Raw genomic sequence first — 26,532 nt, 5'->3', positions numbered from 1 at the left:
AGGAGGCGCTTTTTTGTCGCCCTGGCCTGCCTTAGGCCGTATCATCGCCGCCATGCCTGCGCTGCCCTCCTCCGCCTTCACACCCCGCCCCCTCGGCTCGCCACCGGCGGTCTACCTGGCCTCGGCGGCCTGCGCGGATGCAGAGCAGCTCGCGCAGCAACTGGCGCATTACCTGGCGCAGTGCAATAGGGCATCGCCACCCGCATTTGTGCTGCAGGCCTGCAGCCTTGCGCAACTCACCGCCTCGCCCATGGCAGAGCTGCCAGCCGCGTTCCTGGCCCGGCATGACGCGGTGCTGCTGCTGGCGCCACCGATGCGTGACAGCGCAAGCGGAGCCGATCCCGCCCAGACCCTGCTGATGCAGGCACGCCTGCACCTGGTGGCCCAGGGGCAGGCGTTTCAATTGTTGTTCAGCCAGGGGCACCGGCTGGAGCAAGAGGCGCTAGCGGCACTGTGCAACTGGTTCCCCGAGGCGCCGGGCCTGCAGGCCTTGCGCACGGCATTGCGCCAGGCCAACCCCGGCGCGCGTGCACGCTGGAACTGCGAAAAATGCAGCGATCCCGATTGCGAGCTGCGCCTGTTCCAGGGCCTGATCACCCCCTCGGCCAGCTAGGCGCCACCAGGGCGCCGGGCGTCACTGCACCAGGTTGGAGGCTGGCGGGTCATTGCCGCGTTCGGTAAACAGGTGCGCCACATCAACGGCATCGAAGCGGTATTGCTGGCCACAGAATTCGCAACCGACCTCGATCATGCCCTGCTCTTCCAGAATGCTGTCCGATTCCTCCTGACCGAGGCTGCGCAGCATGTTGCCGACGCGCTCGCGGCTGCAGGTGCAGGCAAAGTGCGGGCCGCCTTCGCCGTCTTCGGGCACAAAGCGCAGCAGCTTTTCCTCCCAGAACAGGCGGTGCAGGATGGTCTCGACATCGAGGTTCAGCAGCTCATCGCGGGTCAGGCTGGCAGCCAGATGGGCAATGCGGTTGTACTCTTCGTTCAGGCCGATCTGGTCGACCTCTTCGGTATTCTGCGCCCCGGCTGCCAGGTTGGCCTCGCCCTTGATCGGCATGCGCTGCACGATCAGGCCGGCGGCCACCTTGTCGTTGGCCGCCAGCACCAGCACGGTGTCGAGCTGTTCGGACTGGCGCATGTACTGCTGCAGGATCGCGGCCATGCTCTCCAGCGGCTGGCCATCCACATCGACCAGCGGCACCACGCCCTGGTAGGGTTGCTGGCCGGGTTGCTTGTCCTTGGGGTCCAGCGTGATCGCACAGCGGCCCTTGCCATGCACATTGACCATGTCAGTCAGGGTCGCGTCAGCTGGCAGATCACCGATCATCGTGACGGTGGAGCGCACGCTCAGGTTGGTCAGCACCTCGGTGACGGCCAGCTTCACCGGGCCATCACCCGAAATCTGGAACACCAGCGCGCCATTGAATTTGATGTTGGACTGCATCAGCACGCCGGCAGCGGTCATCTCGCCGAGCATCTCCTGCACCGGCAGTGGGTACGGGCCAGTACTGGTATTGACTGCGCGGCGCTGCAAGATCTCTTGCCAGGCATCGGTCAGTCGGACAATGGCGCCCCGCACGGGCAGCCCATCAAACAAAAATTTATGCAGTTCAGACACTGTGATTCTTCCCATTCAATACATGCAGGCCGGCAGCGCCCGGGCATGCTGCCCGGTGCAACAGCGCCTCAATCGGGCAATTTTCGCAGACCCGCCTTGAAACGCCGGGCGTTGGCCATATAGCCCTCTGCACTGCGCCGCAGCCCATCGATCTGTTCCGGGCTCAACGTGCGCACCACCTTGGCAGGGCTGCCCACAATCAAGCTGCCTTCCGGAAACTCCTTGTTCTCGGTCACGACCGCACCGGCACCTACGAGGCAGTGGCGCCCGATTTTGGCGCCATTGAGCACAATGGCCCCCATGCCGATCAGCGATTCATCACCGATCGTGCAGCCATGCAGGATGACGTTATGGCCGATAGTGACATGCTTGCCGATGTCCAGGGGCTTGCCCTTGTCGGTGTGCAGCACGCTGCCGTCCTGGATATTGCTGCCCTCGCCGATGCGGATCGGGTCATTGTCCCCGCGCAGGATGGCGCCGAACCACACACTGCTGTCTGCAGCCATCTCCACCCGGCCGATCACCTGCGCGCTGTCTGCAATCCAAGCCGACGCTGCAACCTGCGGCTGCACACCATCGAGTTCATACTTTGCCATCATGTCTCCATCGGTTTATGGTTCCGGGCCAAGGCCTCACAGGCATCAGAGACGCCCCGCCGGGCAGCACGCCGCCACATGCGTACCAGCCTCATAATTGTAGGGATGGAATTACGTCAATCCGCCTTGCAGGCCCTGTGTGTGGCCGATGCCGAGGAAAAATCCGCGCTCACCCTTGCCATGTATGCGCAAAGAGCCACAATTTCAATAGCACCCCAGGCGCAGTTGGCGGTCCCCCACGGCGTCACCCTGCCCGGCCACCCGGCCAAGCCCGAGCTCAAGGTCCATACCGCCATGGGCAGGCGCTCGCCCGCCACGGCCGAGGGCCGCGCCATCTTGCTGCACGCCATCGCGCATATCGAGTTCAATGCCATCAACCTGGCGCTCGATGCCATCTGGCGCTATGGCGGCATGCCCGAGGCTTTCTACCAGGACTGGTTGCAGGTGGCGGCAGAGGAAGCCAAGCATTTCCGGCTATTGCGCGCTCATTTGCGCAAATGGGGCCACGACTATGGCGACTACCCGGCCCACCAGGGGCTGTGGACCATGTGTGAGAAAACCGCCGATGACATCGTGGCGCGCATGGCCTTGGTGCCCCGCACCTTGGAGGCCCGTGGTTTGGATGCAACTCCCCAGATTCAGGGAAAATTGCAACAAACTTCTGCCGATGATGCGCTGGAGGCCGTGGCCATTCTGGACATCATCCTGCGCGAAGAGGTGGGCCATGTCGCGATCGGCAACCACTGGTACCGGTACCTCTGCGCGCAGCGCGATCTGGATCCGGAACAGCACTACAGCTGGCTTGTGGGACATTACGAAGCACCACGCCCGCGCCCGCCCATCAATCTGTCTGCGCGGCGCCTGGCCGGCTTCAGCGAGAGCGAACTGGACTGGCTGCAGGGACAACTGTAACAAACTGACGCTTTTTAAACCCCAAAAGCGTGTGCAGTTTGCTACAAAACCTGCAGGTTCACTCTATCCTCAGACGCGTGAAATGCCCGATATGAAGGACAATGCACGTCGATCCCGAGATAACAAAATGCAGACATTGCTTGCGCCAGTTGCTGGTGAGGCACCACTGATGCATGCCATGGTTCAGCCGTACATGCAACAGACGAGCGCGCCCTCCGCAACCCCATCCTCCTTGGCCACGGCCTTGGTGTTTACGTCGCCTGCCCCCCCGATTGCCTGGCAGCCGATCAAAGATGCCGATGACACCGTCATCGGCCACGAGATATTCAACCGCTCCCGCACCGCGTCGGCCCATACGCTGGAATCCGACCTGGCATTGACCCATGCCGTGCTTTCACATATTGAACCCGCCCCGCTGCTCGGCGACGGGTTGCTTTTTCTGAACACGACCTTCGAGAGCCTGCACGGCAGCCACCTTGATCTGCTGCCCGCGCACCAGATCGTGCTGGAAATACCCTCGCTCGGCCACGCCGCATCGTCTGAAGCCATGGCCCGCCGCCCGGCGCTGGAAGCGTTGCGCGCCAGGGGCTTTGCGCTTGCCTTCAACCATTCCGTGCTCGATTCCGCCTACGCACCCTGGCATGACCTGGTCAATTACCTGAAGATTGACTTTTCGGTGCTGTCGGCCGAGCGTGCCGTGCTGATGCTGCAATGGGCCCGGCGCATCTCTGGCGCGACATTGATTGCCGACAAGATCGAGTCCACCGCACAGCTCCAACTGGCCAAGGAGAACAAGGCCCACCTGTTGCAGGGCTATGCGGTCAGCCGGCCCGAGCCGGTGCCTGCCAGGGTGGTGCTGCCCAGCACGGCCGATGTTGCCGCGCTGGCGGCTGTGCTGAGCAGCCAGGCAGACGCCGGCGCACTGGTGGAGCTGATGCAGCGCCGCCCGGCCCTGCTGTTCAATCTGCTGCGCATGGCGCACTCGCAAGCCTTGGATGCGCGCACGCCTTACCAGTCGCTGCTGACCTTGATCCAGGCCTATTCGGCCGAACAGTTGAAGGCTTGGGAGACCCTGCTCCAGGCAGTGGCCACGAAGATTCCCCAGCTGCCGCAAATACAGTACTGCGAGAAAGTTTTCCCGCACCAAAGTGCGGAGCTGGCTGCAAAGGCACAGATGCGATGGCCCGACGCCCCGGCAGGCAGCCTCCAGCTGATGGCCAGCGCCTTGCTGCTCGGCCATATGCTGGGTATGACAGTCGCGCAAACCGCCGACCAGCTGCTGCCCGGTGCACTGGCCCAACCGGTGCGCCTGCTCGCCTCCGAGTGGCAGGCCATGCTGCCTGCGCTTGCCTGACCCCGCCCTTCCCGTCATCGCAAAAAAGCCCGGTGCTTGTGCAGCACCGGGCTTTCTTTTGGGCCATGCGGTTACCAGCACCTGCAGGTGCTGTATGCAGCAGGCTTAACCGATCGAGGCATCCAGGTCGTCGTCGTGCGCACGCTCGCGGATGAAGAAGGAGGCGATCAGACCCAGTGTCACGCCGAACATCACGTAGAAGGCAGGCGACATCGTCGAGCCCGTCGTCTTGATCAACCAGGTCACGATGAACTGCGCAAAACCACCAAACACCATCACGGCGATGTTGTAGGCCATGGACATGCCGACCGAACGCACATGGGCGGGGAACAGCTCTGCCATCACCGTGCTGAAGACGCCGAAAAACACCGACACAAACAGGCAGACCACGACCTGCACCGTCATCAGCTTCGCAATGGTCGGGCCATCGGTCAGCCAGGCGTAGAGCGGGTACAGCACCACCAGGTAACCGAGCAGCGAGCCGATCATCAAAGGACGGCGGCCCACGCGGTCCGACCAGGCGCCCATGAAAGGCATCAGCACCACCATCATGGCGGCACCCGCCATCTGGACCATGAAGGTGTCGTGCAGCGGCAGCTTCAAGGTCACGGTGGAGTAGGTCACCAGGTAGGTGAAGGTGATGTAGATCGACACGGTGGCCGTTACCACCAGGCCCATGCCCACCAGGGTTTCACGCGCATGGGTGCGCAGCATCTCCAGTACACCAACTTGTTTGACGGTACCCGCCTTTTGCGCGGCCTGCATCTTCACAAAAGTCTCAGGCTCTTCGACATGGCGGCGAATGTAGATGGCGACTGGCACGATCAACAGACCTACGGCGAACGGAATGCGCCAGGCCCAGGACATCAGCTGCTCCTGCGTGAAAAAGTCGGTAATCAGCGTACCCACCGCCGCACCAATCAGCAGAGCCGCCATCTGGCCTGTCATCTGCCAGGAGCCGTAAAAGCCGCGTTTGCCCTTGGGTGCGAGCTCGATCAGCAGTGCGGTGGAGGTACCGAACTCACCGCCTGCGGCAAAACCCTGCAGCAGACGCGCCAGCACGATGAAGATCGGCGCCCAGATACCCACACCCTGGTAGGTGGGCGCAAACGTGATCAGCGCAATGGCCACCGCCATGATGCCGGTGACCATCACCATCGCGGCCTTGCGGCCCCTGCGGTCGCCATACAGACCCAGCAGGATGCCGCCGACGGGGCGCATAAAGAAGCCTACGCCAAACACGGCCGTGGTCATCAGGATGCGGTTGAGGTCATCACTGGGATCATTGGGATTGGAGGGGAAGAACAGCTTCGCCACGATCGGCGTCATGAAGGCAAAGACCAGAAAGTCATACCATTCAAGCGCGTTGCCAATGACAGCGGCCAGAATATTTCGCTTGGATACAGCAGTAGATTGCACGCAAAAATCCTAAAAAACACGAGGCACAGCCGGCAGCAACACGGCTAGATGCAATAACGTAACGGAAAACGATCTTTGAACGGCTACCACCAGGAAACCGGGCATGCGGCGCAGCAAGGCGAGCAAAGCCAGACTACAGACCGCAGCAGGCTGGATTCATGCATGAAATGCATAAATAACCACCGAGATCAGCATTGAATTGTAATGGGTGGAAAACGGCGTGCAGGACGCCAAAGCGGCATTTAGCTTAGGGGTCAGGCGCAGGAAAACCGCTTTTCCCAGCCTGCGGGAAGCCGCTGCGCCAGCGACGGCAACGCTGCGCTCCGCCGCAAGCGTATTGCCTACCGCGTGCGCCGTTCGGTTTCAGCGGCGGTCGGCTAACGCATGGGCAATCGTGCCCAGATCCACATATTCCAACTCGCTGCCAATGGGCACGCCCCGTGCCAGGCGCGTGAAACCAATGCCTTTGCGCTGCAAGGCGTCCCCGATCACATGGGCAGTGGCCTCGCCCTCAGCGGTGAAATTGGTGGCCAGAATCACCTCCTGCACCACGCCATCCGTGGCCCGCTGCAACAGCTGCAGCACCCCAATATCGCGCGGGCCCACGCCATCGAGCGGCGACAGGCGCCCCATCAGCACGTAGTAATAGCCTTTGTAGGCGCCGGTGCGCTCCAGTGCCGCTTGGTCCGCCGGTGTCTCCACCACGCACAGGCGTGCGGCATCCCGCCCTTCATCCAGACAGGTGTCGCAAATGCGGTTTTCGGTAAACGTGTGGCAGCGTTCGCAGTGCTGCACACGGCTGCTGGCCTCGTGCAGTGCACGCGAGAGCAGCTCGGCCCCCTCCCGGTCGTTTTGCAGCAGGTGAAAAGCCATGCGCGATGCCGACTTCACCCCCACCCCCGGCAGGCGGCGCAGCGCCTGCACCAGTGCATCCAAGGTACCCGTATCAGACATGGACCAGTCCTTCCGGGCAGTGCATGGGGCAGTCAAGCCCGTGACGGCGCGCGGCTGTCAAGGGCTGGAGAACGCTCAGAGCTTGTGGCAAGACGAAGCGCTTAGAACGGGAACTTCATGCCGCCGGGCAGGCCTGGCATGCCAGCGGTGATCTTGCCCATCTTCTCGTTGCTGGTCTCTTCTGCCTTGCGCACGGCAGCGTTGAAGGCGGCAGCCACCAGGTCTTCGAGCATGTCCTTGTCTTCGGCCAGCAGGCTGGGGTCAATGGTCACGCGCTTGACGTCGTGCTTGCAGGTCATCAGCACCTTGACGAGGCCGGCACCGGACTCACCTTCGACCTCGATGTTGGCCAGGTCATCCTGGGCCTTCTTGAGGTTGTCCTGCATGGCCTGGGCTTGCTTCATCAAACCGGCGAGTTGTCCTTTGTTGAACATGGAAAATCCTTTTGTATAAAAACCTGCGGCAGGTGGGAGCGCCCATCGGCCCGCGAACGCCGCATCATAGAGGCTGAATGCTACCGGGCACTATTTTCGCGCCAAATTGCTGTATCAAAGACTGGACATAGGGATCGTTGCGCACCGTCGCTTCGGCCGCACGCTGGCGCGCCTGCACCGCATGGGCCTTGCGGCGTGCGGGGCAGTCCGTCACGGGGCCAACGGACACCTGGATCTTGCCCACCAGACCAGCGGCCACCAAGGCCGTGCGCAGACGCTCGATCGTGCCAGGCTGCGCCAGCGATTCCAGGTCCACGCGCAGCGACCACACCTCGGCCTCGCGCTGGATCAGCTGGGAGCGCAGCGCCAACTGGCGTGCCACTGCGGTGATGGCCTCGGCCTGCACCAGCCCGGTGACGGTTTCGTTCCAGAAACGGCCCTCTTCGGTGTCCTCGAACTCAGGCGGAACCCGTCCCAGGTTTTCGCCAAAGCTGGCAGCGGGCCGGTCCAGCTCGCTGGCCTGCGGCGTTTGCACCGGCAAGGCGATCAGACTTGCGCGCTCTTCAGCCACCACCACCGTCGTCTGCACCGCCACTACGGCATCGGAGCGGCCCGGCAATGCCGGGGGCTCATCATCGGCGTAGGCGTCGATCGGCACTTCGTCGAAATAAGGCGCAGCGGTCTCGTCATCGGCATCGCTGCCCGCGTCCGGCAAGCCATCGTCGTCATGGGCTTGCGGTTGCTCCTCCTCCACCAGCTCTTTCTCTGTCTGGGCCGGTGTCGGCGGGTCGATCGCCGCAGGCGCCGGCGCAGCGGCACGGGCCGGAATCAAGTCCTCTGCGCTGCGCACTGGCAGCTTGACAGCCTCCACGATAGGCGCGGCTATGTGGTCGGCCCCTGCGGCCCCACCGGAAGCGGGTTGGGCCATCGAGTTGGCCACCACGGCCGGGGCGGGTGCGGCAGTAGTTACCGGCGCAGCAGGCGCGGCAACCGGCTGGGCTACAGCGAGAGGCGCAGGCGCAGGTGCAGCTATGGGCGCAGCCAACGCACTGGCCAACTGCGGTGGTTGAGAAGCTGCGGCTGGCGATGGCGATGGCGATGGCGATGGCGGTACTTGCGCCGCTACAGGCGGAGCGACAGACGCAACGGCAGCCTGGGCCGCCGCCGTTTTGGGTGCGGCAACCGCGCTATTCAGAGTTTTTTTTTCAGCCGAGCCCGCAGGCTTGAAGGCCAGCAGCCGCAGCAGCGCCATCGTCAACGCGGCATATTCATCAGGCGCCAGTCCCAGCTCGCCCCGGCCATGCAGTGCAATGCTGTAGAGCAGCTGGGTCTCGTCCGCCGGCATTTGCTGGGCCAAGCGCAGCAGTTCCTGCTGCTCCCCGTCGTCTTCGCTGGCAGCGGCTTGCGCCTTGTCGGGCACCGCCTGCAACACGGCCATGCGCTGCAGCTGCACGGCCATGTCTTCCAACGTAGACGCAGCCGACAAGCCCTGGTGGCGCAGCTGGTTGACGGTGTCGACGACCTCGGCACCGTCACCACGCGTCAACGCATCGATCAGGCGGAACACGTGGCTGGAATCGACGGCGCCCAGCATCTGGCGCACGCTGGCCTCTTGCAGCTGGCCACCACCAAAGGCGATCGCCTGGTCGGTCAGCGACAGCGCATCGCGCATCGAGCCACGGGCCGAGCGCGCCAGCAGGCGTAGCGCCGGTGGCTCGGAGGAAATCTGCTCCTGCACCAGCACGCGTCCCAGGTGTTCCTGGATGGTCTCTGGCGCCATGGGGCGCAGGTTGAACTGCAGGCAGCGCGACAGCACCGTGACCGGCACCTTCTGCGGGTCGGTCGTTGCCAGCACAAACTTCAGGTATTCGGGCGGCTCTTCCAAGGTCTTCAACATGGCGTTGAAGGCGGTGTTGGTGAGCATGTGCACTTCGTCGATCATGAAGACCTTGAAGCGGCCCTGCACCGGCTTGTACACCGCCTGCTCCAGCAGGCCCTGTACTTCGTCGACGCCCCGGTTGGACGCGGCGTCGAGCTCGGTGTAATCGGGAAAGCGCCCGCTGTCGATCTCGGTACAGGCCGGGCACACGCCGCATGGTGCAGCCGTGATGCCGCCATGGCCGTCCACCCCGGTGCAGTTGAGCGACTTGGCCAGAATGCGCGAGACCGTCGTCTTGCCCACACCACGGGTTCCCGTGAACAGATAGGCGTGGTGCAAGCGCTGCTGTACCAGCGCATTGGACAGCGCTTGCACCACATGCTCCTGGCCTACCATTTCAGAGAAATTCCGTGGACGGTATTTGCGAGCGAGAACAAGATAAGACATAGCACCGCATTCTACGGTCAGTCGCAGCCATGCACGGCGCTGGCTCCGCGCTGCATGCAATACTTTTAGGCGCCGCACCCTGCCACCCGGACGATCAGGGACTTTTTGGCCCGCCTGGCCGGAACGCATGCATTCTTTAGGTACAATCGGTCCCTGACGGGCCTCCTCGCATGGGGAAGCGGCCAACCGGGTCAGGTGGGGAACCAAGCAGCCCTAACTGTGGATCCAGTGCCGGGGTCAGGCTCGTCACCTTCTTTTGACCAATGCCAGCCTCGTGCTGGCATTTGCTTTTCCAGGCCAGGCGTGGGAATGCACGTAGAATGGCGCCCAAGCCATTCCTGTCACTGCCATGAAATACCTGCTGTGGCTGCTCAAAGCTGTCATCTTCTTCACCCTGTTTGCATTTGCGCTCAATAACCAGCGGGATGTGGTGGTGCACCTGTTCTTCGGCACCCAGTGGCAGGCCCCCCTCGTTCTGGTCGTGCTGCTCGCATTCAGCGCGGGTGTGATTGTCGGCATCATCGGCATGGTGCCGCGCTGGTGGAAGCACCGCAAAGCCGCGCAGCGTGCAGCGGCAGCGCAAACGGCCGCGGCTGAGCCCGCCCTCTCCATCAACGCCCCTGCGGACGAATCCACCCCGCTGCCCCCTCATGGAATTTGACATCTCCTGGATCCTGCTGGGCTTTCCCGCTGCGTTTGTGCTGGGCTGGCTGGCTTCGCGTTTTGACCTGCGCCAGATCCGCCGCGAGAACCGCAGCGCCCCCAAGGCCTACTTCAAGGGGCTGAACTTCCTGCTGAACGAGCAGCAGGACAAGGCCATCGATGCGTTTATCGAGGCCGTACAGAACGACCCCGATACCGCCGAGCTGCACTTTGCGCTGGGCAATCTGTTCCGCCGCCGGGGCGAGTACAGCCGCGCGGTGCGGGTGCATGAGCATCTGCTCTCACGCGCCGATATCAGCAAGCCCGAGCGCGAACGTGCCCAGCACGCGCTGGCACTCGATTTTCTCAAGGCGGGCCTGCTGGACCGCGCCGAGGATGCGCTGTCCCGACTGGACGGCACACCCTATGAGAACGAGGCACGCCTGTCGCGCCTGGCCATCTACGAGCGTGCCCACGACTGGCCCCAGGCGGTGCAGATTGCACGCCTGATGCACAGCCACAACCAGGGCGACTACAGTGTGCGCATTGCCCATTACCTGTGCGAGCAAGCATTGGGCCAGCAGGCCCATGGCCAGCGCGACGCTGCACTGAGCCTGCTGCAGCAAGCCCAGTCCGAAGCCCCGCATGCACCGCGCCCCCGCATTGAGCTGGCCCATCTGCAGCACAAGAGTGGACATCCTTCGCTGGCGCTGAGTTCGTTGATCGAACTGGCATCGGTGTCGCCCTCCTCGGTGCCGCTGGTCGCCCCGCTGATGCTGGAGCTGGTCAAAACCGATGAGCGCAAGCCGCAGGTGCGTGCGCTGCTGGAGGCGAACTACCAGAACGCGCCGTCGCTGGATGTGATGGAGAGCCTCGTTCAGATGGACGAGCACGCGATGGTACCGGACGCGGCGGCGCCTGCCGGGCGTGACTGGTACATTGAGCATCTGCGCCATGAGCCTTCGCTGGTGGCTGCGGGTCGCTGGCTGACCCAGGAAACCCTCAGCCATGAGGAACACCACCCGGCTATCCAGCGCGCATTGGACAATGCCGCCAAGCCGCTGACACGCTACCGCTGCGCCGCCTGCGGTTTTGAAGCGCGCCAGCATTTCTGGCAGTGTCCCGGCTGCCAATCCTGGGACAGCTACCCGCCCCGCCGGGTGGAAGAGCAATAGGACATCCCGGTCGCTTCTGCTAGGATGCGCTGACGCCCTGCCCTGGGGCGCAGGAGCCCAGACATGCCTCGGCACCGGACCCCATGCACCCAAGCCCAGCCCACCATGGAGCGCGCCTCAGCGGCGCGTCGCACGTGCACGTCGCCGGGTGGCTCGCCGCGACGCACCATTTCCCCCCTGATACCCATCCCAGGTGCTGCAGCCCGGCTGCCGTGTTGGCCTATGGCCAAAGGCCTGCCTATTCATGCAAAGCATGCATCGGCCCATGTCCAAAACATCCATCCAGAAACCGCCTTTGCTCGCGCATTTGCAGTCACTAACATAGGGTATTGACTATCGATAAGCCATGACCAATATCCTGAACTTGCTCGGGTTTTAGTAGCAGCTGGGATCGAGCCAGCTTGTAGAATTTACAAAGAAATGGCACTTTCCTACCTGATCCTCCTCCCCTTCATCGGCAGCGCCATCGCGGCGCTGCTGCCTGCCAACGCGCGTAACACCGAGTCCACCTTGGCAGGGGCCATAGCCGTGTTCTGTGTGGTTCAAGTCGCCATGCTTTTCCCGGAAACGCAGAACAATGGCGTGGTGCACCACAACGTGGCCTGGTTGGGCCAGTTGGGCCTGGATCTGCACTTCCGCATGGACGGCTTTGCCTGGATGTTCTCCATTCTGGTGCTGGGCATTGGCAGCCTGGTGGTGCTGTACGCCCGCTACTACATGTCGCAAGCCGATCCGGTGCCACGCTTCTTCTCGTTTTTCCTGGCGTTCATGGGCTCGATGATGGGGGTAGTGCTCTCGGGCAACCTGATCCAGCTGGTGTTTTTCTGGGAACTGACCAGCCTCTTCTCCTTCCTGCTGATCGGCTATTGGCACCACCGCAAGGATGCACGCATGGGCGCACGCATGGCGCTGACGGTGACCGGCACCGGCGGCCTGTGCCTGCTGGGGGGCGTATTGCTGCTGGGCCATATTGTCGGCAGCTATGAACTGGACAATGTGCTGGCGGCGGGCGACCAGATCCGCAACCATGAGCTCTACCGCGTTACGCTGGTGCTGGTGTTGCTGGGAGCACTGACCAAGAGTGCACAGTTTCCCTTCCATTTCTGGCTGCCGCGCGCCATGGCAGCACCCACCCCCGTGTCAGCCTACCTGCATTCGGCCACCATGGTCAAGGCAGGCGTCTTCTTGCTCGCGCGCCTCTGGCCAGCGCTGAGCGGTACCGAGGAATGGTTCTGGCTCGTCGGGGGTGCCGGCGCCATCACCTTGCTGTTGGGCGGCTACATCGCCATGTTCCAGCACGATATGAAGGCGCTGCTGGCCTATTCGACCTTGTCGCACCTGGGCCTGATCACGTTGCTGCTCGGCCTCAACAGCCCCTTGGCTGCCGTCGCTGCCGTGTTCCACATCATGAACCATGCGACTTTCAAGGCCTCGCTGTTCATGGCGGCCGGCATTGTCGACCACGAATCGGGCACGCGTGATATCCGCCGGCTCTCCGGCCTGCAGAAAATGATGCCGATCACCGGCACCCTGGCGATGGTGGCCAGTGCGGCCATGGCCGGTGTGCCGCTGCTCAACGGCTTTTTGTCCAAGGAAATGTTTTTTGCCGAAACGGTGTACATCAACACCACACCGTTTCTGACCACGGCGTTGCCGGTGGCAGCTACCCTGGCCGGTATTTTCAGCGTCGCCTATTCGCTGCGCTTCACCGTCGATGTGTTTTTTGGCCCGCCTGCCACCGATCTGCCGCATGAGCCGCATGAGCCACCGCACTGGATGCGGGTGCCCGTCGAGCTGCTGGTGCTGATCTGTCTGCTGGTGGGGATCTTTCCGGCCTGGGCGGTCGGCCAGTACCTGGATGCGGCCGCCTCGCCGGTGGTGGGCGGCAGCTTGCCGGAGTTCAGCCTGGCGCTGTGGCATGGCATCAATGCGCCGCTGGTGATGAGCATCATCGCCATGCTCGCTGGCATTCTGCTCTATCTGCTGCTGCGTCTGCTGCGCGCCAAGCAATACCTCGATGATGCACCGCTGGTCGGCCGCATCAATGGCCAATGGGTGTTCCAGGCGGTGATGGCGATCATCACCAACGGTGCGCGCCATCTGCGCCGCTGGCTGGGCACGCGCCGCTGGCAATGGCAGGCGCTGTGGCTGGTGCTGGCGGCATTGCTGACGGCCACGCTTCCGCTGCTGATCCATGGCCTGGAGCTGGGCAACCGCGGCCTGCAACCGCTGTCCCCCGCCTTTGGCATTCTGTGGCTGATCGGCATCAGCTGCTCGCTGGCAGCAGCCTTCCTCGTCAAGTACCACCGCCTGGCGGCGCTGGTCACCTTGGGCGGCGCCGGGCTGGCGACCTGCCTGACCTTCCTGTGGTTCTCCGCGCCTGATCTCGCGCTGACCCAGCTGGTGGTCGAAGTAGTCACCACGGTGCTGCTGCTGCTGGGTCTGCGCTGGCTGCCCAAGCGCGACAAAAAGCTCAAGAAAGTCTCCCAGCAAGGCGCACTGGTCACGCTGCGCCGCTGGCGTGACTTGTTGATCACGTTGCTGGCCGGTGGCGGCATGGCCTGGCTGTCGTTTGCGATGATGAGCCGGCCCTTCCCCGAAAGCACCTCGACCTTCTTCCTGGAGCGTGCGCAAACGGAAGGCGGTGGCACCAACGTTGTCAACGTGATGCTCGTCGATTTCCGTGGCTTTGATACCTTTGGCGAAATCGTCGTGCTCGGCATTGTTGCGCTGACCGTGTATGCGCTGCTGCGGCGCTTCCGCCCGGCACCCGAGGCGATGGACGTGCCCGAGCAGCAGCGCTTTTTGCCAGCTGACTTGCAGACCGACCTGCTCAACCCGCGCAGCGCCACCGATACCGCTGTGGGCTACCTGATGGTGCCCGCTGTGCTGGTGCGTCTGTTGCTGCCGTTTGCCGCCATTGTTGCAATGTACCTGTTCATGCGTGGCCACAATGAGCCCGGCGGGGGATTTGTCGCCGGCCTGACCTTGGCCATCGGTCTGCTGCTGCAATACATCATCTCCGGTACGCACTGGGTCGAATCGCATTTGCCCATCTACCCGCGCCGCTGGATTGCCGCCGGTCTGCTGTTTGCACTGGGCACCGGTGTGGGCAGCTGGTACTTCGGCTATCCGTTCCTGACCAGCCACACCGCACACCTGACCCTGCCGGTCGTAGGCGAGATCCATATCGCCAGCGCACTGTTCTTCGATATCGGCGTGTTCTCGCTGGTCGTGGGCTCCACGATGCTGATGCTCACCAGCATTGCCCACCAATCCGTCCGGGGCTTCCGCTACCACGAACGCCAGCAAGGCGAGCGCAGCGACTCGGCATCTCAACCCTAAGGACAATACCAAATGGAAATCGTACTGGCCATTGCCATTGGCGTATTGACCGGCTCCGGCGTCTGGCTGTTGCTGCGCCCACGGACGTTCCAGATCATCATGGGTCTGCTGTTGCTGTCGTATGCGGTCAATCTGTTTATCTTCAGCATGGGCCGCGTAGGCCTGGCAATCGACCGCGAACCGATACTGCAGCCGGGTGTACCGACTGATCTGATGCACTATGCCGACCCCATGCCACAAGCGCTGGTGCTGACGGCGATCGTCATCGGTTTTGCGATGACCGCGCTCTTTCTGGTGGTGCTGCTCGCCTCGCGCGGCATGACGGGCACCGACCACGTGGACGGGTCCCTGTCCAATGACGTGCAGGAGGCGCCTTGATGTCGCTGATGACGCTGACTGAGCGCCTGATGCCGCACCTGCTGCTGGCACCGATTTTGCTGCCCATGCTGACCGCAGCCTTGATGCTGACCCTGGGCGAGAAGTACCAACGCACCAAACTGCTGATGAACATCAGCTCCTGCCTGATCGGCCTGGTCATTGCGATGGCGCTGGTCAAATGGAGCAATCAGGATGGCATGGCCACCTCGATGAATGTCTACCTGTCGGGCAACTGGGCCGCGCCGTTTGGCATTGTGCTGGTGCTCGACCGGCTCTCGGCGCTGATGCTGCTGACCACCAGCGTGGTTGCGCTGTGTGCAGTGGTGTATTCGGGCGCGCGCTGGCACCGGGTAGGCGTGCATTTTCACCCGCTGTTCCAGTTCCAGATGATGGGTCTGGCCGGTGCCTTTCTCACCGGCGACCTGTTCAACCTGTTCGTGTTCTTCGAGATCATGCTCGCTGCCTCCTATGGCCTGCTGCTGCATGGCTCAGGCAAGTCCCGGGTTCAGCATGGCCTGCACTACATCGCCATCAACCTGGCAGCGTCGTCGCTGTTTCTGATTGGCGTGTCGATGCTCTATGGCATCACCGGCACCTTGAACATGGCCGACCTGGCGCGCATCATTCCGAGTGTCAGCAGCGCGGACCGGGGCTTGCTGCACACCGCTGCCGGCATTCTGGCCACCGCCTTCCTGATCAAGGCAGCGGTCTGGCCGCTGAACTTCTGGCTGGTGCCCGCCTATGGCTCGGCCACGGCCCCGGTCGGCGCCATTTTTGCGCTGATGACCAAGGTGGGCATCTACACGATTGTGCGGCTGTGGACCTTGATGTTCAGCAGCGAGGCCGGGCCATCGGCCCATTTTGGCAGCGCCTGGCTGATCCTGGGTGGCCTGGCCACGATGCTGTATGCGGCCATTTCCATGCTTGGCACGCAGCGCCTGGGCTATGTAGCGGGCTATGCCGCCATCCTGTCCGCAGGCACGTTGCTAGCTGCCGCCGGCTTTGGCCAGAACCTGATGACGAGCGCCTTGCTGTACTACATGCCGAGCTCGACGCTCGCGGTGGCGGCGCTGTTCCTGATCACCGACCTGATCGAGCGATGGCGCACGACCGACGGTGCCAGCGTACGCTTCGAGGATGAGGAGGCGCCGTTCCTGACCGCCGAACTGCTGCCGCGCGATGGTTTCAACCTCGACGAAGACGAAGAAGTGCTGATCGGCCGGGCCATTCCGGCAGCAATGGCATTTCTGGGGCTGTCATTCATGCTCTGCACCTTGGTGATATCGGGCCTGCCGCCGCTGTCCGGCTTCATCGGCAAGTTCGCCATGCTCTCGGCGCTGCTCAATCCCCTGGGACTGGGCTCTTCGGCAGGTACGCAGATCGGCTGGTTGGGCTGGCTTTTCATGGGCTTGCTGATCGCCACGGGGCTGATGGCGTTGACCGCCCTGGTGCGGATCGGGATTCGGGAGTTCTGGTCCAGCATCAGCCGCAATACCCCTGAGCTGAAGGTCATCGAGGGCTTGCCGCTAGCGATCTTGCTCGGTTGCTGCATCCTGATGGTGACCCATGGTGCCAGCGTGATGCGCTTTACCCAGCGGGCTGCCGACAACCTCCACGCGCCCGGCAATTACATCCGCGCCGTGCTGGAGACCCATCCCAAGCCCTCCCCCACGGCCAAGCCCGTGGTCGCTCCCGAGATCCCGACCGTGCTCCCTGAGACGGGGTTTGGGCTTGCGCCGCAAGCTCCTGCAGGAGGTACCGAGCCATGAAACGCCTTTTCCCTGCGCCCCTGCTGTCCGTGCTGCTGTGCCTGGTGTGGCTGCTGCTCAACCGCAGCCTCAGCCCCGGGCAGATCATTCTCGGTGTGCTGCTGGGCTGGCTGATTCCAATGCTCACCCAGGGGCTGCGCCCACGCTCGGTCAGCATCAAAAAACCCTGGACCATCATCCGGCTCGGCTTTCGTGTGGCTGCGGATTCGCTGCAATCCAATGTCGCCGTGCTGCGACTGCTGCTGATGCCGGGCAGCCGAAAAAAGCCGGCAGGGTTTGTCCATGTGCCTTTGCAGCTGCGCGACCCCAACGGCCTGGCCGTGCTGGCAATGATCGTCTGTATCACCCCCGGTACCGCGTGGGCCGAGATATCGCGCGACCGCTCCATCCTGCTGCTGCATGTGCTGGAGGCAGACGACCCGCAAGGCGTTATCGACCACATCAAGGCCTTCTATGAACGGCCTCTCATGGAGATTTTCGAATGAACATCATTCTTGCCTGGACCATGCCGGCAGCCCTTTTCATCTTGCTGCTGGCCATGCTGTTCGCGATGATCCGCCTGCTCAAGGGGCCACAGGCCCAAGACCGCGTTCTGGCGCTGGACTGCATGTACCTGATCGGTATGCTCGCGATGCTGGTGCTGGGCATCCACTATGCGTCCGTCAATTACTTTGAGGCCGCGCTGCTCATCGCGTTGTTCGGTTTTGTCAGCTCGACAGCGATGGCCAAATTCCTGCTGCGCGGGGAGGTGATCGAATGACCGAAGTCGACCTGCCCATCTGGGTACAGATCCTCGTGTCGGTGTTGGTGCTTGGCGGCACCTTGATCACGCTGATCGGGGCGCTGAGCCTGTTTCGACTGCCCAGCTACTACGAGCGCGTGCATACACCTTCCATCATCGCGTGCGCCGGCTGCTGGCTCATTGTCTGGAGCTCGGTCTTCTTTTTCAGCCTGCAGTCGCACAAGCCCAGTTTCCACACCTTGCTGATTGCCGTGCTGCTGTCGGTCGCGGTGCCGATCACCAATATCTTCCTGATGCGTGCGGCACTGTTCCGCGATCGGCGCATGGGCAAGGACGTGCCACCCAGCCTGAGCCGCATCGTGTCTGCCAACCCGGAAGGCAACGACGCCTGAGGGCCAGATGGCGATAGCCGGCTAAATAAGACCTTGCCGGATGGAGTGTCAGCGGGAATAAGCGCCGGCGTGCAGCAAGAACAGCGTGCTTGTTCTATGCTGGTGGATCACAAGCATCTACACCGCAGGCCACACCATGACGCTCCTCCTCTCCAGCACCCTAGACCGTACGCTCACCCAGTGGGTGGCAGAGCGCCTGGCCCATCCCCAGCCCGAGTGGTCCTGGCAGCTGTGGTGTTTCGAAGGCGTTGAGGCGCGCCGTGCGGCCGAGCAGATGCTGAGCAAGCAGGGCATCCACGCCCGCATCCGCAGCGCCTACAAGCCCTTGGTGCATGCGGTATTGGAAGACCTCGATACCACCGGGCTGCAAAGCCTGCATCTGCACTACCCGCTCCATGCGGATGCCGCGCCCCATCGTTTCATGCTGGAAGCCTACCCCCTGGCCGCCATGCTGCCGCCGGGGGTGGACCTGCAGATGCAGGCCGGTCAGCACGCCGACAGCTATACGCTGGCGCTACGCTACCAGGACGGGCACACGCAAAACCTGCAGGTGTTCGCACCCAACCGGTCTTTCCACACCGCACACGGCAGCAGCGGCATCACGCCCTGCGGCTGGCAGCAGGCGCAGGATGCGCAGGGGCGCACCGTGCACGATGCCGCCTTGCAAACCGACTACGAAGCTGCTTACGCCCAGGCCCTGCATGCGATCGAGCACCATGCCTGGCCGCAGACCGAGCCCTTTTTCGGCCGCCTGCACATTGCGATGCAGTTGACCGGTTTTGAGCAGGAGATTGCCGGCACTGGTGAGACCATGAGTACACCGGAAGCCATGCATGAGGACCTGTATTTCTCGCTGCTCGAGCACTTCCAGAAGCTGTCCGGGCGTGCAGCAGGCGACCGCCGGCTGCAACCGGGCCAGATCGTGCCCGACATCCGGATCGCCGCACAATCCCATCCGCTTGAACAGACCTCCGTCGGCTTGCAAATACACGCACTGGCGCTGTCAGAGCCGTTGCCCACCGCGCCTGAGGGCCTGCCGCCAGCGTTCTTCCGCCCCAACAGCATCGATGACGCTGCTTTCCATGCGGCGCAGCTGCAGCGTGCCCCCAGCCTGGCCCAGATGGATGCGCTGGTCCAGCCGCTGTTCGCCGCCTATGGCAGCGCCTGCCAGGGCCAAAGCGTGCAAGGCCGCCCTATTGCCGCCACCTATAAAAAAGGCAGCGAACACGCGGTGGTGCTGAGCGGCGGCCAGCATGCCAACGAGATCTCTGGCGTCACCGGCGCTCTGCGCGGGGCGCTGGCGCTGGCGCAGCAGGCCGACAGCCACTTCGCCTACATCCCCATCGAGAACCCGGACGGCTATGACCTGCACCAGTGGTACTGCGACTACGCACCGCAGCAGATGCACCATGCAGCGCGCTACACCGCGCTGGGCGACGACCTGGCCTACCGCGACCATGCCCCCTGGTACGAGAGCGCACTGCGGCGTGATGCAATCGCTGCCAGTGGTGCGCAGTTGCACCTGAGCCTGCATGGCTACCCCGCACACGAATGGACCCGCCCCCTGTCGGGCTACGTGCCCCAGGGCTTCGACCTCTGGACCATTCCCAAGGGCTTTTTCCTGATTCTGCGCTACCGGAAAGACTGGCAGGCGCAAGCCGAGGCCCTGGCCGAACGGGTGGCGCAGGCGCTGCTGAAGGTGGAAGGTTTGCCGGAATACAACCGCCGCCAGTTGGCGCTGTACCAAAGCCATTCCGGCCGCCAGCCGTTTGAGTTGCGGCACGGTACCCCTTGCTCGATGCAAGTGGACGACAACGGCCTCACGCCGGTGAGCCTGATCACCGAGTTCCCGGACCAGACCGTGGTGGGTGACGCGCTGGTGTTCGCGCATACCGCACAACGCGCAGCCGTGCTGGCCGCCTATGCCGCCTGGCAGGACATCGTGCAGGCGCGCTGAGGCATCAAGCGGAGCCTTTCTGCGCTGCATTTCTCCCCAACACAGCGGGGCCCTGCTAAGCTCGCGGGCATGTGGAACGTTCTTGGCATATCGATTGGCGCCTGCCTGGGCGCGCTGGCACGCTGGCAGTTGGGCCGCTGGCTCAACCAGCCCCATGCGCTGCTGCCCTGGGGCACCCTGGCGGCCAACCTGGTCGGCGGCTACGCCATTGGTTTGCTGGTGGCCCTGTTCCAGAACTCCCCCGGCATCGACCCGGTCTGGCGCCTGGTGCTGATTACCGGATTTCTGGGTGCACTCACGACTTTTTCCAGCTTCTCCGCCGAGACGGTGTCCATGCTGCAGGCGCAGCGCTATGGTCTGGCGTTGCTGCAGTGCAGCCTGCATCTGCTCGGTTCACTGGCGTTGACGGCCCTCGGGCTGGCCACCGGCCAAGCCCTCTGGGGTGGGCGCTGAACGACTTTTTTCAACGCATTGCCCCAAGCGCATGCCCAAAACGCTCTATATTCAGTAGCAGCACAGGCCCCGCTTGTGCTGCTCGTGTTTTTTGTGACCGCTGGTGCCTGCCCCGGCGCCGGCATTGTGAAAGCTGGAGAAGACCATGGACGCCAACACCCAACTCGACGAACAAGTCATGGCGCATGACTGGAACCTGTTCGGCGCCGACATGCCGCCCGAGCAAGCCGCCAAACGCGATTCATACCGCCTGGCCTTTGCCGATCCGGAGTTTCTGAGCCGCCGCGAAACCCGCTCGATCCGCTTTCAGCTGGAGATGCTCAAACCCGACCTGGAGCTGACCGCCCAGGGCATCAACAACACCGTCGTGGTGTTTGGCAGTGCGCGTTTCGTAGCCCCCGAAGAGGCGGAGGTACTGCTGGCCGCTGCCCAGGCCCAGGGCGATGCGCAGGCGATAGCTGTGGCGCAGCGCGCCATGGCGACCAGCCGCTACTACGATGCGGCGCGCCGTTTTGCACGCCTGGTCGCCAAGTTCAGCGAAACCCAGAAGCTCGAGGACCGCCTCTACATCTGCACCGGCGGCGGCCCCGGCATCATGGAAGCCGCCAACCGGGGCGCCTCCGAAGAGCATGCACCCAATGTCGGCATGAACATCACGTTGCCCCACGAGCAGTCGGGCAACCGCTACATCACACCGGCGCTGTGCTTCAAGTTCCACTACTTTGCGCTGCGCAAGATGCACCTGATGATGCGTGCACGCGCCCTGGTGGTGTTCCCAGGCGGCTTTGGCACGATGGATGAACTCTTCGAAGTGCTGACCCTGGTGCAGACCCACAAGGCCAAGGGCGTGCCGATTGTGCTGTTTGGCGTGGACTTCTGGTCGCGCATGCTCAACTTCGACGTGATGATCGAATACGGCACCATCTCACCCGAGAACGTCAAGCTGTTCCACATCACCGACGATGTGCATGAGGCCTGCCGCATCATCCAGGCCTACTACCAGCGCTAAGGCAGCGTTTGGCCCCTTAAAAAAACCGCTCCTGGCCATGCAGCCAGGAGCGGTTTTGCTTTGTGCAGCGGCAGCCTCTGCCGCCGCACCCATCAGCCGCCCAGGTAGGCCTTGCGGATGTCCTGGTTGCGCAGCAGGTTGACCCCGGTGTCTTCCAAGGTGACCTTGCCGGTCTCCAGCACATAGCCACGGTCGGCGATCTGCAGCGCCTGGTTGGCATTTTGCTCCACCAGGAACACAGTCACGCCCTGCTCGCGCACGGCCTTGATGATCTCAAAGATCTGCGCAATGATCAGCGGCGCCAGGCCCAACGTGGGCTCATCGAGCAGCAGCAGGCGCGGCTTGCTCATCAGCGCCCGGCCAATGGCCAGCATCTGCTGCTCCCCCCCGGACATCGTGCCGGCACGCTGGTCGGCACGCTCCTTGAGGCGGGGAAACAGACCATAGACATAGTCGATGCCGTGGGCGATCTCCTGCTTGTTCAAGAAGAACGCGCCCATCTGCAGGTTCTCCATGACCGTCAGATCCTTGAACACACGGCGGCCTTCGGGCGATATCGCAATGCCCTTGCGCATGATCAGGTGAGACGACTGCCCCACCAGCTCTTCGCCCTCGAACCTGATCGAGCCGGTGGTCGCGCAGGGATTGCCGCAGACGCTCATCAACAACGTGGTCTTGCCCGCGCCATTGCTGCCAATCAGCGAGACGATCTCTCCCTCATTGACATGCAGACTCACATCATTGACTGCACAGATCGCACCGTAATGCGTGCTGATATTCTTGATTTCCAACATCGGCTGCATCAGGACTCTCCCAGGTACGCCTTGATCACGCGTTCGTCATTGCGAATGACCTCCGGCACCCCCAGTGCGATCGGCTTGCCATACTCCATCACCAGGATGCGCTCGGACACCCCCATCACCAGGCTCATGTCGTGCTCGATCAGCAGCACGGTCACACCGTACTCCTTGCGCAAGCGGTCGATGAGGTGCTGGAGCTCCACTTTCTCCTGCGGGTTGAGGCCGGCGGCCGGCTCATCGAGCATCAGCAGCTTGGGCTTGGTGATCATGCAACGCGCGATCTCCAGCCGGCGCTGGTGGCCATAGGCCAGGTTGCCCGCTTCGCGGTTGGTGAAGGCACGCAGGCCCATCACATCCAGCCAGTGCGCAGCTTGCTGCTTGGCGTTCTCTTCCGCTTCGCGGTAGGCCTTGGTCTTGAACAGACCCGACAGCAGGTTGCGCTTGATCTGCTGGTGCTGCGCAACCAGCAGGTTTTCCAGCACCGTCATGCCTTTAAACAGGCGCACGTTCTGGAACGTCCGCACCACGCCATGGTTGGCGACCTCATGGCTGGCCAGGCCGGCAATCGATTGCCCGCCCAGCGAGACCGTACCGGCCGTCGGCTTGTAGAAGCCGCTGATGCAGTTGAACACCGTGGTCTTTCCCGCACCATTGGGACCAATGATGGCGAACACCTCCTGCGGCTTGACATCGAGTGCGACCTGGTCGACTGCGAGCAAGCCACCAAAGCGCATGCACAGGCCTTCCACCTTCAAGATGCTTTGACTCATAAACACTTCTCCCTGTTTGCGTTTTCCGTGTTTACGGTCATTGCTTCAACTCTTCGTGGTAGCGCTTCATCGGGAACAAGCCCTGCGGACGCCAGACCATCATCAAGATCATCACCAGGCCGAAAATCAGCATGCGGTATTCCGAGAACTCACGTGCGAGCTCCGGCAGCACCGTGATCAGGATCGCAGCCACGACCACGCCAATCTGCGAGCCCATGCCGCCCAGCACCACGATGGCCAAGATCAGGGCCGACTCGATGAAACTGAACGACTCGGGGCTGACAATGCCTTGCCGCGCTGCAAAAAATGCACCGCCAAAGCCTGCAAACATGGCACCCAAGGTAAAAGCGGAGAGCTTGATCTTGGTGGGGTTCATGCCCAGCGAACGGCAAGCCACTTCGTCCTCACGCAGTGCTTCCCAGGCGCGGCCGATCGGCATGCGAATCAAGCGGTTGCTGATCCACAAGGTGACCAGCGCCAGGCACAGCGCCAGCAGGTAGAGGAAGATCACCATGTGCATGGTGTTGAACTCGATACCCATCAGTTGCTGCAAGGTCTGCGCACCCTCTTGCGAGGCGGTACGCGTCAGCTCAAAGCCGAACAACGTCGGTTTGGGAATGCCCGAGATACCGTCCGGCCCGCCGGTGACATCCACCAGATTGACCAGCAGCAGGCGAATGATTTCGCCAAAGCCCAAGGTCACGATCGCCAGGTAATCACCACGCAGGCGGAGCACCGGAAAGCCCAGCAAGAAGCCGAACAACGCGGCGGCGGCGCCGGACAGCGGCAACGCTTCCCAGAACGACCAGCCGGCCCAGTGGAACAGCAAGGCATAGGTGTAGGCACCCACCGCGTAGAAGCCGACAAAGCCTAGGTCAAGCAGACCGGCAAAGCCCACCACGATGTTCAGGCCCAGGCCGAGCATCACGTAGATCAGCGCCAAGGTGGCAATGTCCACCGCATTGCGGCCACTGAAAAACGGCCAGGCAATGGCCGCGACAATCACCAGCCACAGCAAGGTCATCCGCATGCGGGTGCTGACCTCGGGCAGGCGCGGCGCCTGCACCCGGGCCATGTGCTTGCCCAGCAAAGGCTTGATCAGCTGCAGCACCAGCACAATGACAAAGCCCCAGATCACCAGGTTCCAGTGCGGCTCGATGTAGTTCTGACCGCCCTTGCGCTCCAGATGCAGGCCGAAAATGGGCATCACCACCAAGGCCGCCAACACGGCCGAGATGATGGCGTTCTTGAAGTTCGCTTTCATCATCAGACCTTCTCCACCTCAGGCTTGCCCAGCAGACCGGTGGGGCGGAACAGCAAAATCAGCACCAGCAGACCAAAAGCAACGATGTCCTTGTATTCCGAAGAGATATAGGCTGCGGCCATGGTCTCGGCCACACCCAGCAGTACGCCGCCCAGCATCGCCCCCGGAATGCTGCCGATACCGCCAAGCACCGCAGCGGTGAAGGCCTTGATACCGGCGACAAAGCCGATGTAGGGGTTGAGCTTGCCGATCGCCAGCGCAATCAGCACACCGCCTACAGCCGCCAGCACCGCCCCCAGGATGAAGGTGAATGACACGACCTTGTTGGTGTCGATGCCCAACAGGTTGGCCATTTGCATGTCTTGCGAGCAGGCGCGCGATGCGCGGCCCATGCGCGAGTGGCGGATGTAGAAGGTCAGCGCGGCCATCAGCACCACCGCCACCACAATGATCAAGATGCGGGTGTAAGGCACAAAGACCTCGAAATCACCCATGTGAAAGTTGAATGCACCGGGCAGCAGCGAGGGCACGGCCATATCGCGTGCGCCCTGCCCCAGGGCTACCCAGTTCTGCAAGAAGATGGACATGCCGATGGCCGAGATCAGCGCCACCAGGCGCGGGCTGCTGCGCAAGGGCTTGTACGCCACCTGCTCCACCACATAGCCGTAAACACCGGTGAGCACCACTGCAACGAGCAGCATCGCACCAATCACCACAAACACCGGCAACCCGCTTTGCGTGCCGATGGCCGACAAGGTCACGAGGCCGATATAGGCCGCAATCATATAAATCTCGCCGTGGGCGAAATTAATCATTCCGATAATTCCATACACCATCGTGTAGCCAATGGCCACGAGCGCGTAGATCGCGCCCAGGGACAGACCATTGAACAACTGCTGTATGAATTGGGGCAAAAAATCGTTCATACCGTACCAACCCAATTCCTTTGGCGCTTGTGGCCGCCAAAATAAAAAAGCATGGCTCTATGTTTTAGAGCCATGCTTTTGTCAAACACTTACTTAGACGCTGGCGACTTGCTGCCATCCTTGTGCCAGTTGAAGACCTGGAAGTCGTAGGACTTCAGGTCGCCCTTGGCATCCCAGGCGAGCTTGCCCAGCGGGGTGTCGAACGTAGCGGTATGCAGGTGCTTGGCCACCTTGGTGCCATCGTTGCCCACGGCCTTGATCGAGTCAGCGATGACCTGCACGGCAGTGTACGAGCCCATCTGGAACGAACCGGAAGGATCGCGCTTCTTGTCCTTGAAGGCCTTGACGATGGCCGCGTTCTTCGGGTTGCCAGCAAAGTCGGCGGGCAGGGTCACCAGCATGCCTTCAACGGCGGGGCCGGCGATCGCATTGATTTCGGGATTGCCCACGCCTTCAGGGCCCATGATGCGGACCTTCAGGCCCTGCTCTGCCGATTGGCGCAGCAGCAGTCCCATTTCTGGGTGGTAGCCGCCGTAGTAGACAAAGTCCACACCGGCGCTCTTGAGCTTGGTGATCACGGCCGAGTAGTCGCTGTCACCGGCGTTGATACCTTCAAACAGCGCAACATTGATGCCGTCAGCCTTCAGCGTATCGCGCACGGCCGTGGCAATGCCCTGGCCGTAGGATTGCTTGTCATGCAGCACCGCAACCTTCTTGGGCTTGACGGTCTGGGCAATGAACTTGGCAGCAAACGGGCCTTGCTGGTCGTCGCGGCCAATGGTGCGGAAGACCGACGTGAAGTTCTTGCCTTCGGTCAGCGCAGGCGAGGTGGCCGAGGGGGTCACGACGACCACACCTTCATTGTTGTAGATCGGTGCTGCAGCGATGGCTGCGCCCGAGCATACAGGTCCCACCACGTAATGGATCTTCGCATTGACGACGCGGTTGGCAGCCACGGGGCCTTGCTTGGGTTCGCAGGCATCGTCAACGATCACTGCTTCAAGCTTGTTGCCATTGATGCCGCCGGCAGCATTGATCTGCTCGAGCGCCGTATCCACACCCTCCTTGACCATGTCACCGTACTGGGTCAGCGGACCCGTCGCAGGAATGACCACGCCGATCTTGATATTTTGAGCCTGGGCTGCGCCAGCGAGCATGCTGCCGGCCAGACCAAATGCAACCACCATCGAGTTGAGGCGAAACGGTACCTTCATATCGGAATCCTTTTTAATCAAGCTATGAATCGCAGACATTGACAATAGAGCAACTATCAAGTGCGATGCGGAGACAG

At 62.5% G+C, this 26,532-nt stretch carries 25 protein-coding genes and 1 other RNA gene; 15 read left to right on the top strand and 11 right to left on the bottom strand.

Going from position 1 to position 26,532, the window contains the following annotated elements; translation table 11 throughout:
* The first annotated feature begins 52 nt into the window (after nucleotides 1-52).
* Nucleotides 53-613 (top strand): hypothetical protein, encoded by a 561-nt coding sequence (locus tag AB7A72_RS04420; RefSeq protein WP_369459130.1) that lies wholly within the window; start codon nucleotides 53-55, stop codon nucleotides 611-613.
* Nucleotides 614-634: 21 nt separating this feature from the next.
* On the opposite strand, the gene hslO is transcribed toward AB7A72_RS04420, so the two are convergent.
* Nucleotides 635-1,624 carry an Hsp33 family molecular chaperone HslO gene (gene hslO / locus AB7A72_RS04415; protein WP_230778097.1) on the bottom strand — a complete coding sequence of 330 codons (990 nt, stop codon included), beginning with the start codon at nucleotides 1,622-1,624 and terminating at the stop codon, nucleotides 635-637.
* Nucleotides 1,625-1,692: 68 nt separating this feature from the next.
* The gene (locus AB7A72_RS04410; RefSeq protein ID WP_239812220.1) at nucleotides 1,693-2,220 is read right to left on the bottom strand and encodes a gamma carbonic anhydrase family protein; all 528 of its coding nucleotides are present in this window, start codon (nucleotides 2,218-2,220) and stop codon (nucleotides 1,693-1,695) included.
* 105 nt (nucleotides 2,221-2,325) lie between these two features.
* On the opposite strand from AB7A72_RS04410, the gene AB7A72_RS04405 reads away from it, so the two are divergent.
* Complete coding sequence (locus AB7A72_RS04405; RefSeq protein ID WP_369459129.1) at nucleotides 2,326-3,132, top strand: ferritin-like domain-containing protein; 807 nt, start codon at nucleotides 2,326-2,328, stop codon at nucleotides 3,130-3,132.
* A gap of 193 nt (nucleotides 3,133-3,325) precedes the next feature.
* Nucleotides 3,326-4,486, top strand: coding sequence for a YuxH family protein (locus tag AB7A72_RS04400; RefSeq protein WP_312834962.1), 1,161 nt, complete (start codon nucleotides 3,326-3,328; stop codon nucleotides 4,484-4,486).
* Nucleotides 4,487-4,591: 105 nt separating this feature from the next.
* Here the strand turns inward: AB7A72_RS04400 and AB7A72_RS04395 are convergent, their stop codons facing one another.
* From AB7A72_RS04395 to dnaX, 4 genes are all read right to left on the bottom strand, one after another.
* Complete coding sequence (locus tag AB7A72_RS04395; protein ID WP_369459128.1) at nucleotides 4,592-5,905, bottom strand: MFS transporter; 1,314 nt, start codon at nucleotides 5,903-5,905, stop codon at nucleotides 4,592-4,594.
* 363 nt (nucleotides 5,906-6,268) lie between these two features.
* The gene (gene recR, locus AB7A72_RS04390; protein ID WP_239812224.1) at nucleotides 6,269-6,859 is read right to left on the bottom strand and encodes a recombination mediator RecR; all 591 of its coding nucleotides are present in this window, start codon (nucleotides 6,857-6,859) and stop codon (nucleotides 6,269-6,271) included.
* Between the two features lie 101 nt (nucleotides 6,860-6,960).
* The gene (locus AB7A72_RS04385; protein WP_239812225.1) at nucleotides 6,961-7,293 is read right to left on the bottom strand and encodes a YbaB/EbfC family nucleoid-associated protein; all 333 of its coding nucleotides are present in this window, start codon (nucleotides 7,291-7,293) and stop codon (nucleotides 6,961-6,963) included.
* A 64-nt stretch (nucleotides 7,294-7,357) separates the two neighbouring features.
* On the bottom strand, nucleotides 7,358-9,619 hold the full coding sequence (gene dnaX, locus AB7A72_RS04380) for a DNA polymerase III subunit gamma/tau (protein WP_369459126.1): 2,262 nt from the start codon (nucleotides 9,617-9,619) through the stop codon (nucleotides 7,358-7,360).
* Nucleotides 9,620-9,774: 155 nt separating this feature from the next.
* Here dnaX and ffs point away from each other — a divergent pair.
* The 12 genes from ffs to AB7A72_RS04320 all read left to right on the top strand — a co-directional run bounded on the left by ffs (nucleotide 9,775) and on the right by AB7A72_RS04320 (nucleotide 21,481).
* An RNA gene (gene ffs, locus AB7A72_RS04375) (signal recognition particle sRNA small type) lies at nucleotides 9,775-9,870 on the top strand.
* Between the two features lie 98 nt (nucleotides 9,871-9,968).
* Complete coding sequence (locus AB7A72_RS04370; protein WP_239812227.1) at nucleotides 9,969-10,280, top strand: LapA family protein; 312 nt, start codon at nucleotides 9,969-9,971, stop codon at nucleotides 10,278-10,280.
* Nucleotides 10,270-11,436 (top strand): lipopolysaccharide assembly protein LapB, encoded by a 1,167-nt coding sequence (gene lapB, locus AB7A72_RS04365; RefSeq protein ID WP_369459125.1) that lies wholly within the window; start codon nucleotides 10,270-10,272, stop codon nucleotides 11,434-11,436. The genes AB7A72_RS04370 and lapB overlap by 11 nt, the downstream gene beginning before the upstream one ends.
* 420 nt (nucleotides 11,437-11,856) lie before the next feature.
* A complete protein-coding gene (locus AB7A72_RS04360) occupies nucleotides 11,857-14,781 on the top strand; it encodes a monovalent cation/H+ antiporter subunit A (protein ID WP_312409237.1) in 2,925 nt (974 codons plus the stop codon).
* 12 nt (nucleotides 14,782-14,793) lie between these two features.
* Complete coding sequence (locus tag AB7A72_RS04355; protein WP_021028259.1) at nucleotides 14,794-15,159, top strand: Na+/H+ antiporter subunit C; 366 nt, start codon at nucleotides 14,794-14,796, stop codon at nucleotides 15,157-15,159.
* Entirely contained in the window at nucleotides 15,159-16,928 is a 1,770-nt protein-coding gene (locus tag AB7A72_RS04350) for a monovalent cation/H+ antiporter subunit D (RefSeq protein ID WP_239812229.1), read from the top strand. Before AB7A72_RS04355 ends, AB7A72_RS04350 begins: the two co-directional genes overlap by 1 nt.
* Complete coding sequence (locus tag AB7A72_RS04345) at nucleotides 16,925-17,413, top strand: Na+/H+ antiporter subunit E (RefSeq protein WP_239812230.1); 489 nt, start codon at nucleotides 16,925-16,927, stop codon at nucleotides 17,411-17,413. Before AB7A72_RS04350 ends, AB7A72_RS04345 begins: the two co-directional genes overlap by 4 nt.
* On the top strand, nucleotides 17,410-17,688 hold the full coding sequence (locus AB7A72_RS04340) for a K+/H+ antiporter subunit F (protein ID WP_182322531.1): 279 nt from the start codon (nucleotides 17,410-17,412) through the stop codon (nucleotides 17,686-17,688). The genes AB7A72_RS04345 and AB7A72_RS04340 overlap by 4 nt, the downstream gene beginning before the upstream one ends.
* Nucleotides 17,685-18,062, top strand: coding sequence for a monovalent cation/H(+) antiporter subunit G (locus AB7A72_RS04335; protein ID WP_239812231.1), 378 nt, complete (start codon nucleotides 17,685-17,687; stop codon nucleotides 18,060-18,062). Before AB7A72_RS04340 ends, AB7A72_RS04335 begins: the two co-directional genes overlap by 4 nt.
* Nucleotides 18,063-18,198: 136 nt before the next feature.
* Nucleotides 18,199-20,019, top strand: coding sequence for a M14 family metallopeptidase (locus AB7A72_RS04330; RefSeq protein ID WP_369459123.1), 1,821 nt, complete (start codon nucleotides 18,199-18,201; stop codon nucleotides 20,017-20,019).
* A 69-nt stretch (nucleotides 20,020-20,088) separates the two neighbouring features.
* The gene (gene crcB, locus AB7A72_RS04325; RefSeq protein ID WP_230778069.1) at nucleotides 20,089-20,472 is read left to right on the top strand and encodes a fluoride efflux transporter CrcB; all 384 of its coding nucleotides are present in this window, start codon (nucleotides 20,089-20,091) and stop codon (nucleotides 20,470-20,472) included.
* A gap of 145 nt (nucleotides 20,473-20,617) precedes the next feature.
* Nucleotides 20,618-21,481 carry an LOG family protein gene (locus AB7A72_RS04320; protein WP_239812233.1) on the top strand — a complete coding sequence of 288 codons (864 nt, stop codon included), beginning with the start codon at nucleotides 20,618-20,620 and terminating at the stop codon, nucleotides 21,479-21,481.
* Nucleotides 21,482-21,573: 92 nt separating this feature from the next.
* Here AB7A72_RS04320 and AB7A72_RS04315 read toward each other — a convergent pair whose 3' ends face one another.
* The 5 genes from AB7A72_RS04315 to AB7A72_RS04295 all read right to left on the bottom strand — a co-directional run bounded on the left by AB7A72_RS04315 (nucleotide 21,574) and on the right by AB7A72_RS04295 (nucleotide 26,455).
* Entirely contained in the window at nucleotides 21,574-22,275 is a 702-nt protein-coding gene (locus AB7A72_RS04315; RefSeq protein ID WP_239812705.1) for an ABC transporter ATP-binding protein, read from the bottom strand.
* Nucleotides 22,276-22,283: 8 nt separating this feature from the next.
* Nucleotides 22,284-23,051: a high-affinity branched-chain amino acid ABC transporter ATP-binding protein LivG gene (livG, locus tag AB7A72_RS04310; RefSeq protein ID WP_239812234.1), complete on the bottom strand. Its 768-nt coding sequence runs from the start codon at nucleotides 23,049-23,051 to the stop codon at nucleotides 22,284-22,286.
* Between the two features lie 37 nt (nucleotides 23,052-23,088).
* The gene (locus AB7A72_RS04305; RefSeq protein WP_373451227.1) at nucleotides 23,089-24,318 is read right to left on the bottom strand and encodes a high-affinity branched-chain amino acid ABC transporter permease LivM; all 1,230 of its coding nucleotides are present in this window, start codon (nucleotides 24,316-24,318) and stop codon (nucleotides 23,089-23,091) included.
* Nucleotides 24,318-25,241, bottom strand: a complete 924-nt coding sequence (livH, locus tag AB7A72_RS04300) for a high-affinity branched-chain amino acid ABC transporter permease LivH (RefSeq protein ID WP_116927424.1) — start codon at nucleotides 25,239-25,241, stop codon at nucleotides 24,318-24,320. The genes AB7A72_RS04305 and livH overlap by 1 nt, the downstream gene beginning before the upstream one ends.
* Before the next feature lie 89 nt (nucleotides 25,242-25,330).
* Nucleotides 25,331-26,455, bottom strand: coding sequence for a branched-chain amino acid ABC transporter substrate-binding protein (locus AB7A72_RS04295; protein WP_239812235.1), 1,125 nt, complete (start codon nucleotides 26,453-26,455; stop codon nucleotides 25,331-25,333).
* Between the last annotated feature and the right edge of the window lie 77 nt (nucleotides 26,456-26,532).

The sequence above is a fragment of the Comamonas sediminis genome (assembly GCF_041107495.1).
GTDB lineage: Bacteria > Pseudomonadota > Gammaproteobacteria > Burkholderiales > Burkholderiaceae_C > Comamonas > Comamonas sediminis.
The sequence above is the reverse complement of the archived record's forward strand: the minus strand, read 5'-3'. Positions and strand labels throughout refer to the sequence as shown.

Coding starts and splice junctions, on each gene's coding strand:
- AB7A72_RS04420 (WP_369459130.1), top strand. CDS start 53: ATGCCTGCGCTGCCCTCCTCCGCCTTCACACCCCGCCCCCTCGGCTCG.
- AB7A72_RS04410 (WP_239812220.1), bottom strand. CDS start 2,220: ATGGCAAAGTATGAACTCGATGGTGTGCAGCCGCAGGTTGCAGCGTCG.
- AB7A72_RS04405 (WP_369459129.1), top strand. CDS start 2,326: ATGGAATTACGTCAATCCGCCTTGCAGGCCCTGTGTGTGGCCGATGCC.
- AB7A72_RS04400 (WP_312834962.1), top strand. CDS start 3,326: ATGCAACAGACGAGCGCGCCCTCCGCAACCCCATCCTCCTTGGCCACG.
- recR (WP_239812224.1), bottom strand. CDS start 6,859: ATGTCTGATACGGGTACCTTGGATGCACTGGTGCAGGCGCTGCGCCGC.
- AB7A72_RS04385 (WP_239812225.1), bottom strand. CDS start 7,293: ATGTTCAACAAAGGACAACTCGCCGGTTTGATGAAGCAAGCCCAGGCC.
- dnaX (WP_369459126.1), bottom strand. CDS start 9,619: ATGTCTTATCTTGTTCTCGCTCGCAAATACCGTCCACGGAATTTCTCT.
- AB7A72_RS04370 (WP_239812227.1), top strand. CDS start 9,969: ATGAAATACCTGCTGTGGCTGCTCAAAGCTGTCATCTTCTTCACCCTG.
- lapB (WP_369459125.1), top strand. CDS start 10,270: ATGGAATTTGACATCTCCTGGATCCTGCTGGGCTTTCCCGCTGCGTTT.
- AB7A72_RS04360 (WP_312409237.1), top strand. CDS start 11,857: ATGGCACTTTCCTACCTGATCCTCCTCCCCTTCATCGGCAGCGCCATC.
- AB7A72_RS04355 (WP_021028259.1), top strand. CDS start 14,794: ATGGAAATCGTACTGGCCATTGCCATTGGCGTATTGACCGGCTCCGGC.
- AB7A72_RS04350 (WP_239812229.1), top strand. CDS start 15,159: ATGTCGCTGATGACGCTGACTGAGCGCCTGATGCCGCACCTGCTGCTG.
- AB7A72_RS04345 (WP_239812230.1), top strand. CDS start 16,925: ATGAAACGCCTTTTCCCTGCGCCCCTGCTGTCCGTGCTGCTGTGCCTG.
- AB7A72_RS04340 (WP_182322531.1), top strand. CDS start 17,410: ATGAACATCATTCTTGCCTGGACCATGCCGGCAGCCCTTTTCATCTTG.
- AB7A72_RS04335 (WP_239812231.1), top strand. CDS start 17,685: ATGACCGAAGTCGACCTGCCCATCTGGGTACAGATCCTCGTGTCGGTG.
- AB7A72_RS04330 (WP_369459123.1), top strand. CDS start 18,199: ATGACGCTCCTCCTCTCCAGCACCCTAGACCGTACGCTCACCCAGTGG.
- crcB (WP_230778069.1), top strand. CDS start 20,089: ATGTGGAACGTTCTTGGCATATCGATTGGCGCCTGCCTGGGCGCGCTG.
- AB7A72_RS04320 (WP_239812233.1), top strand. CDS start 20,618: ATGGACGCCAACACCCAACTCGACGAACAAGTCATGGCGCATGACTGG.
- AB7A72_RS04315 (WP_239812705.1), bottom strand. CDS start 22,275: ATGTTGGAAATCAAGAATATCAGCACGCATTACGGTGCGATCTGTGCA.
- livG (WP_239812234.1), bottom strand. CDS start 23,051: ATGAGTCAAAGCATCTTGAAGGTGGAAGGCCTGTGCATGCGCTTTGGT.
- AB7A72_RS04305 (WP_373451227.1), bottom strand. CDS start 24,318: ATGATGAAAGCGAACTTCAAGAACGCCATCATCTCGGCCGTGTTGGCG.
- livH (WP_116927424.1), bottom strand. CDS start 25,241: ATGAACGATTTTTTGCCCCAATTCATACAGCAGTTGTTCAATGGTCTG.
- AB7A72_RS04295 (WP_239812235.1), bottom strand. CDS start 26,455: ATGAAGGTACCGTTTCGCCTCAACTCGATGGTGGTTGCATTTGGTCTG.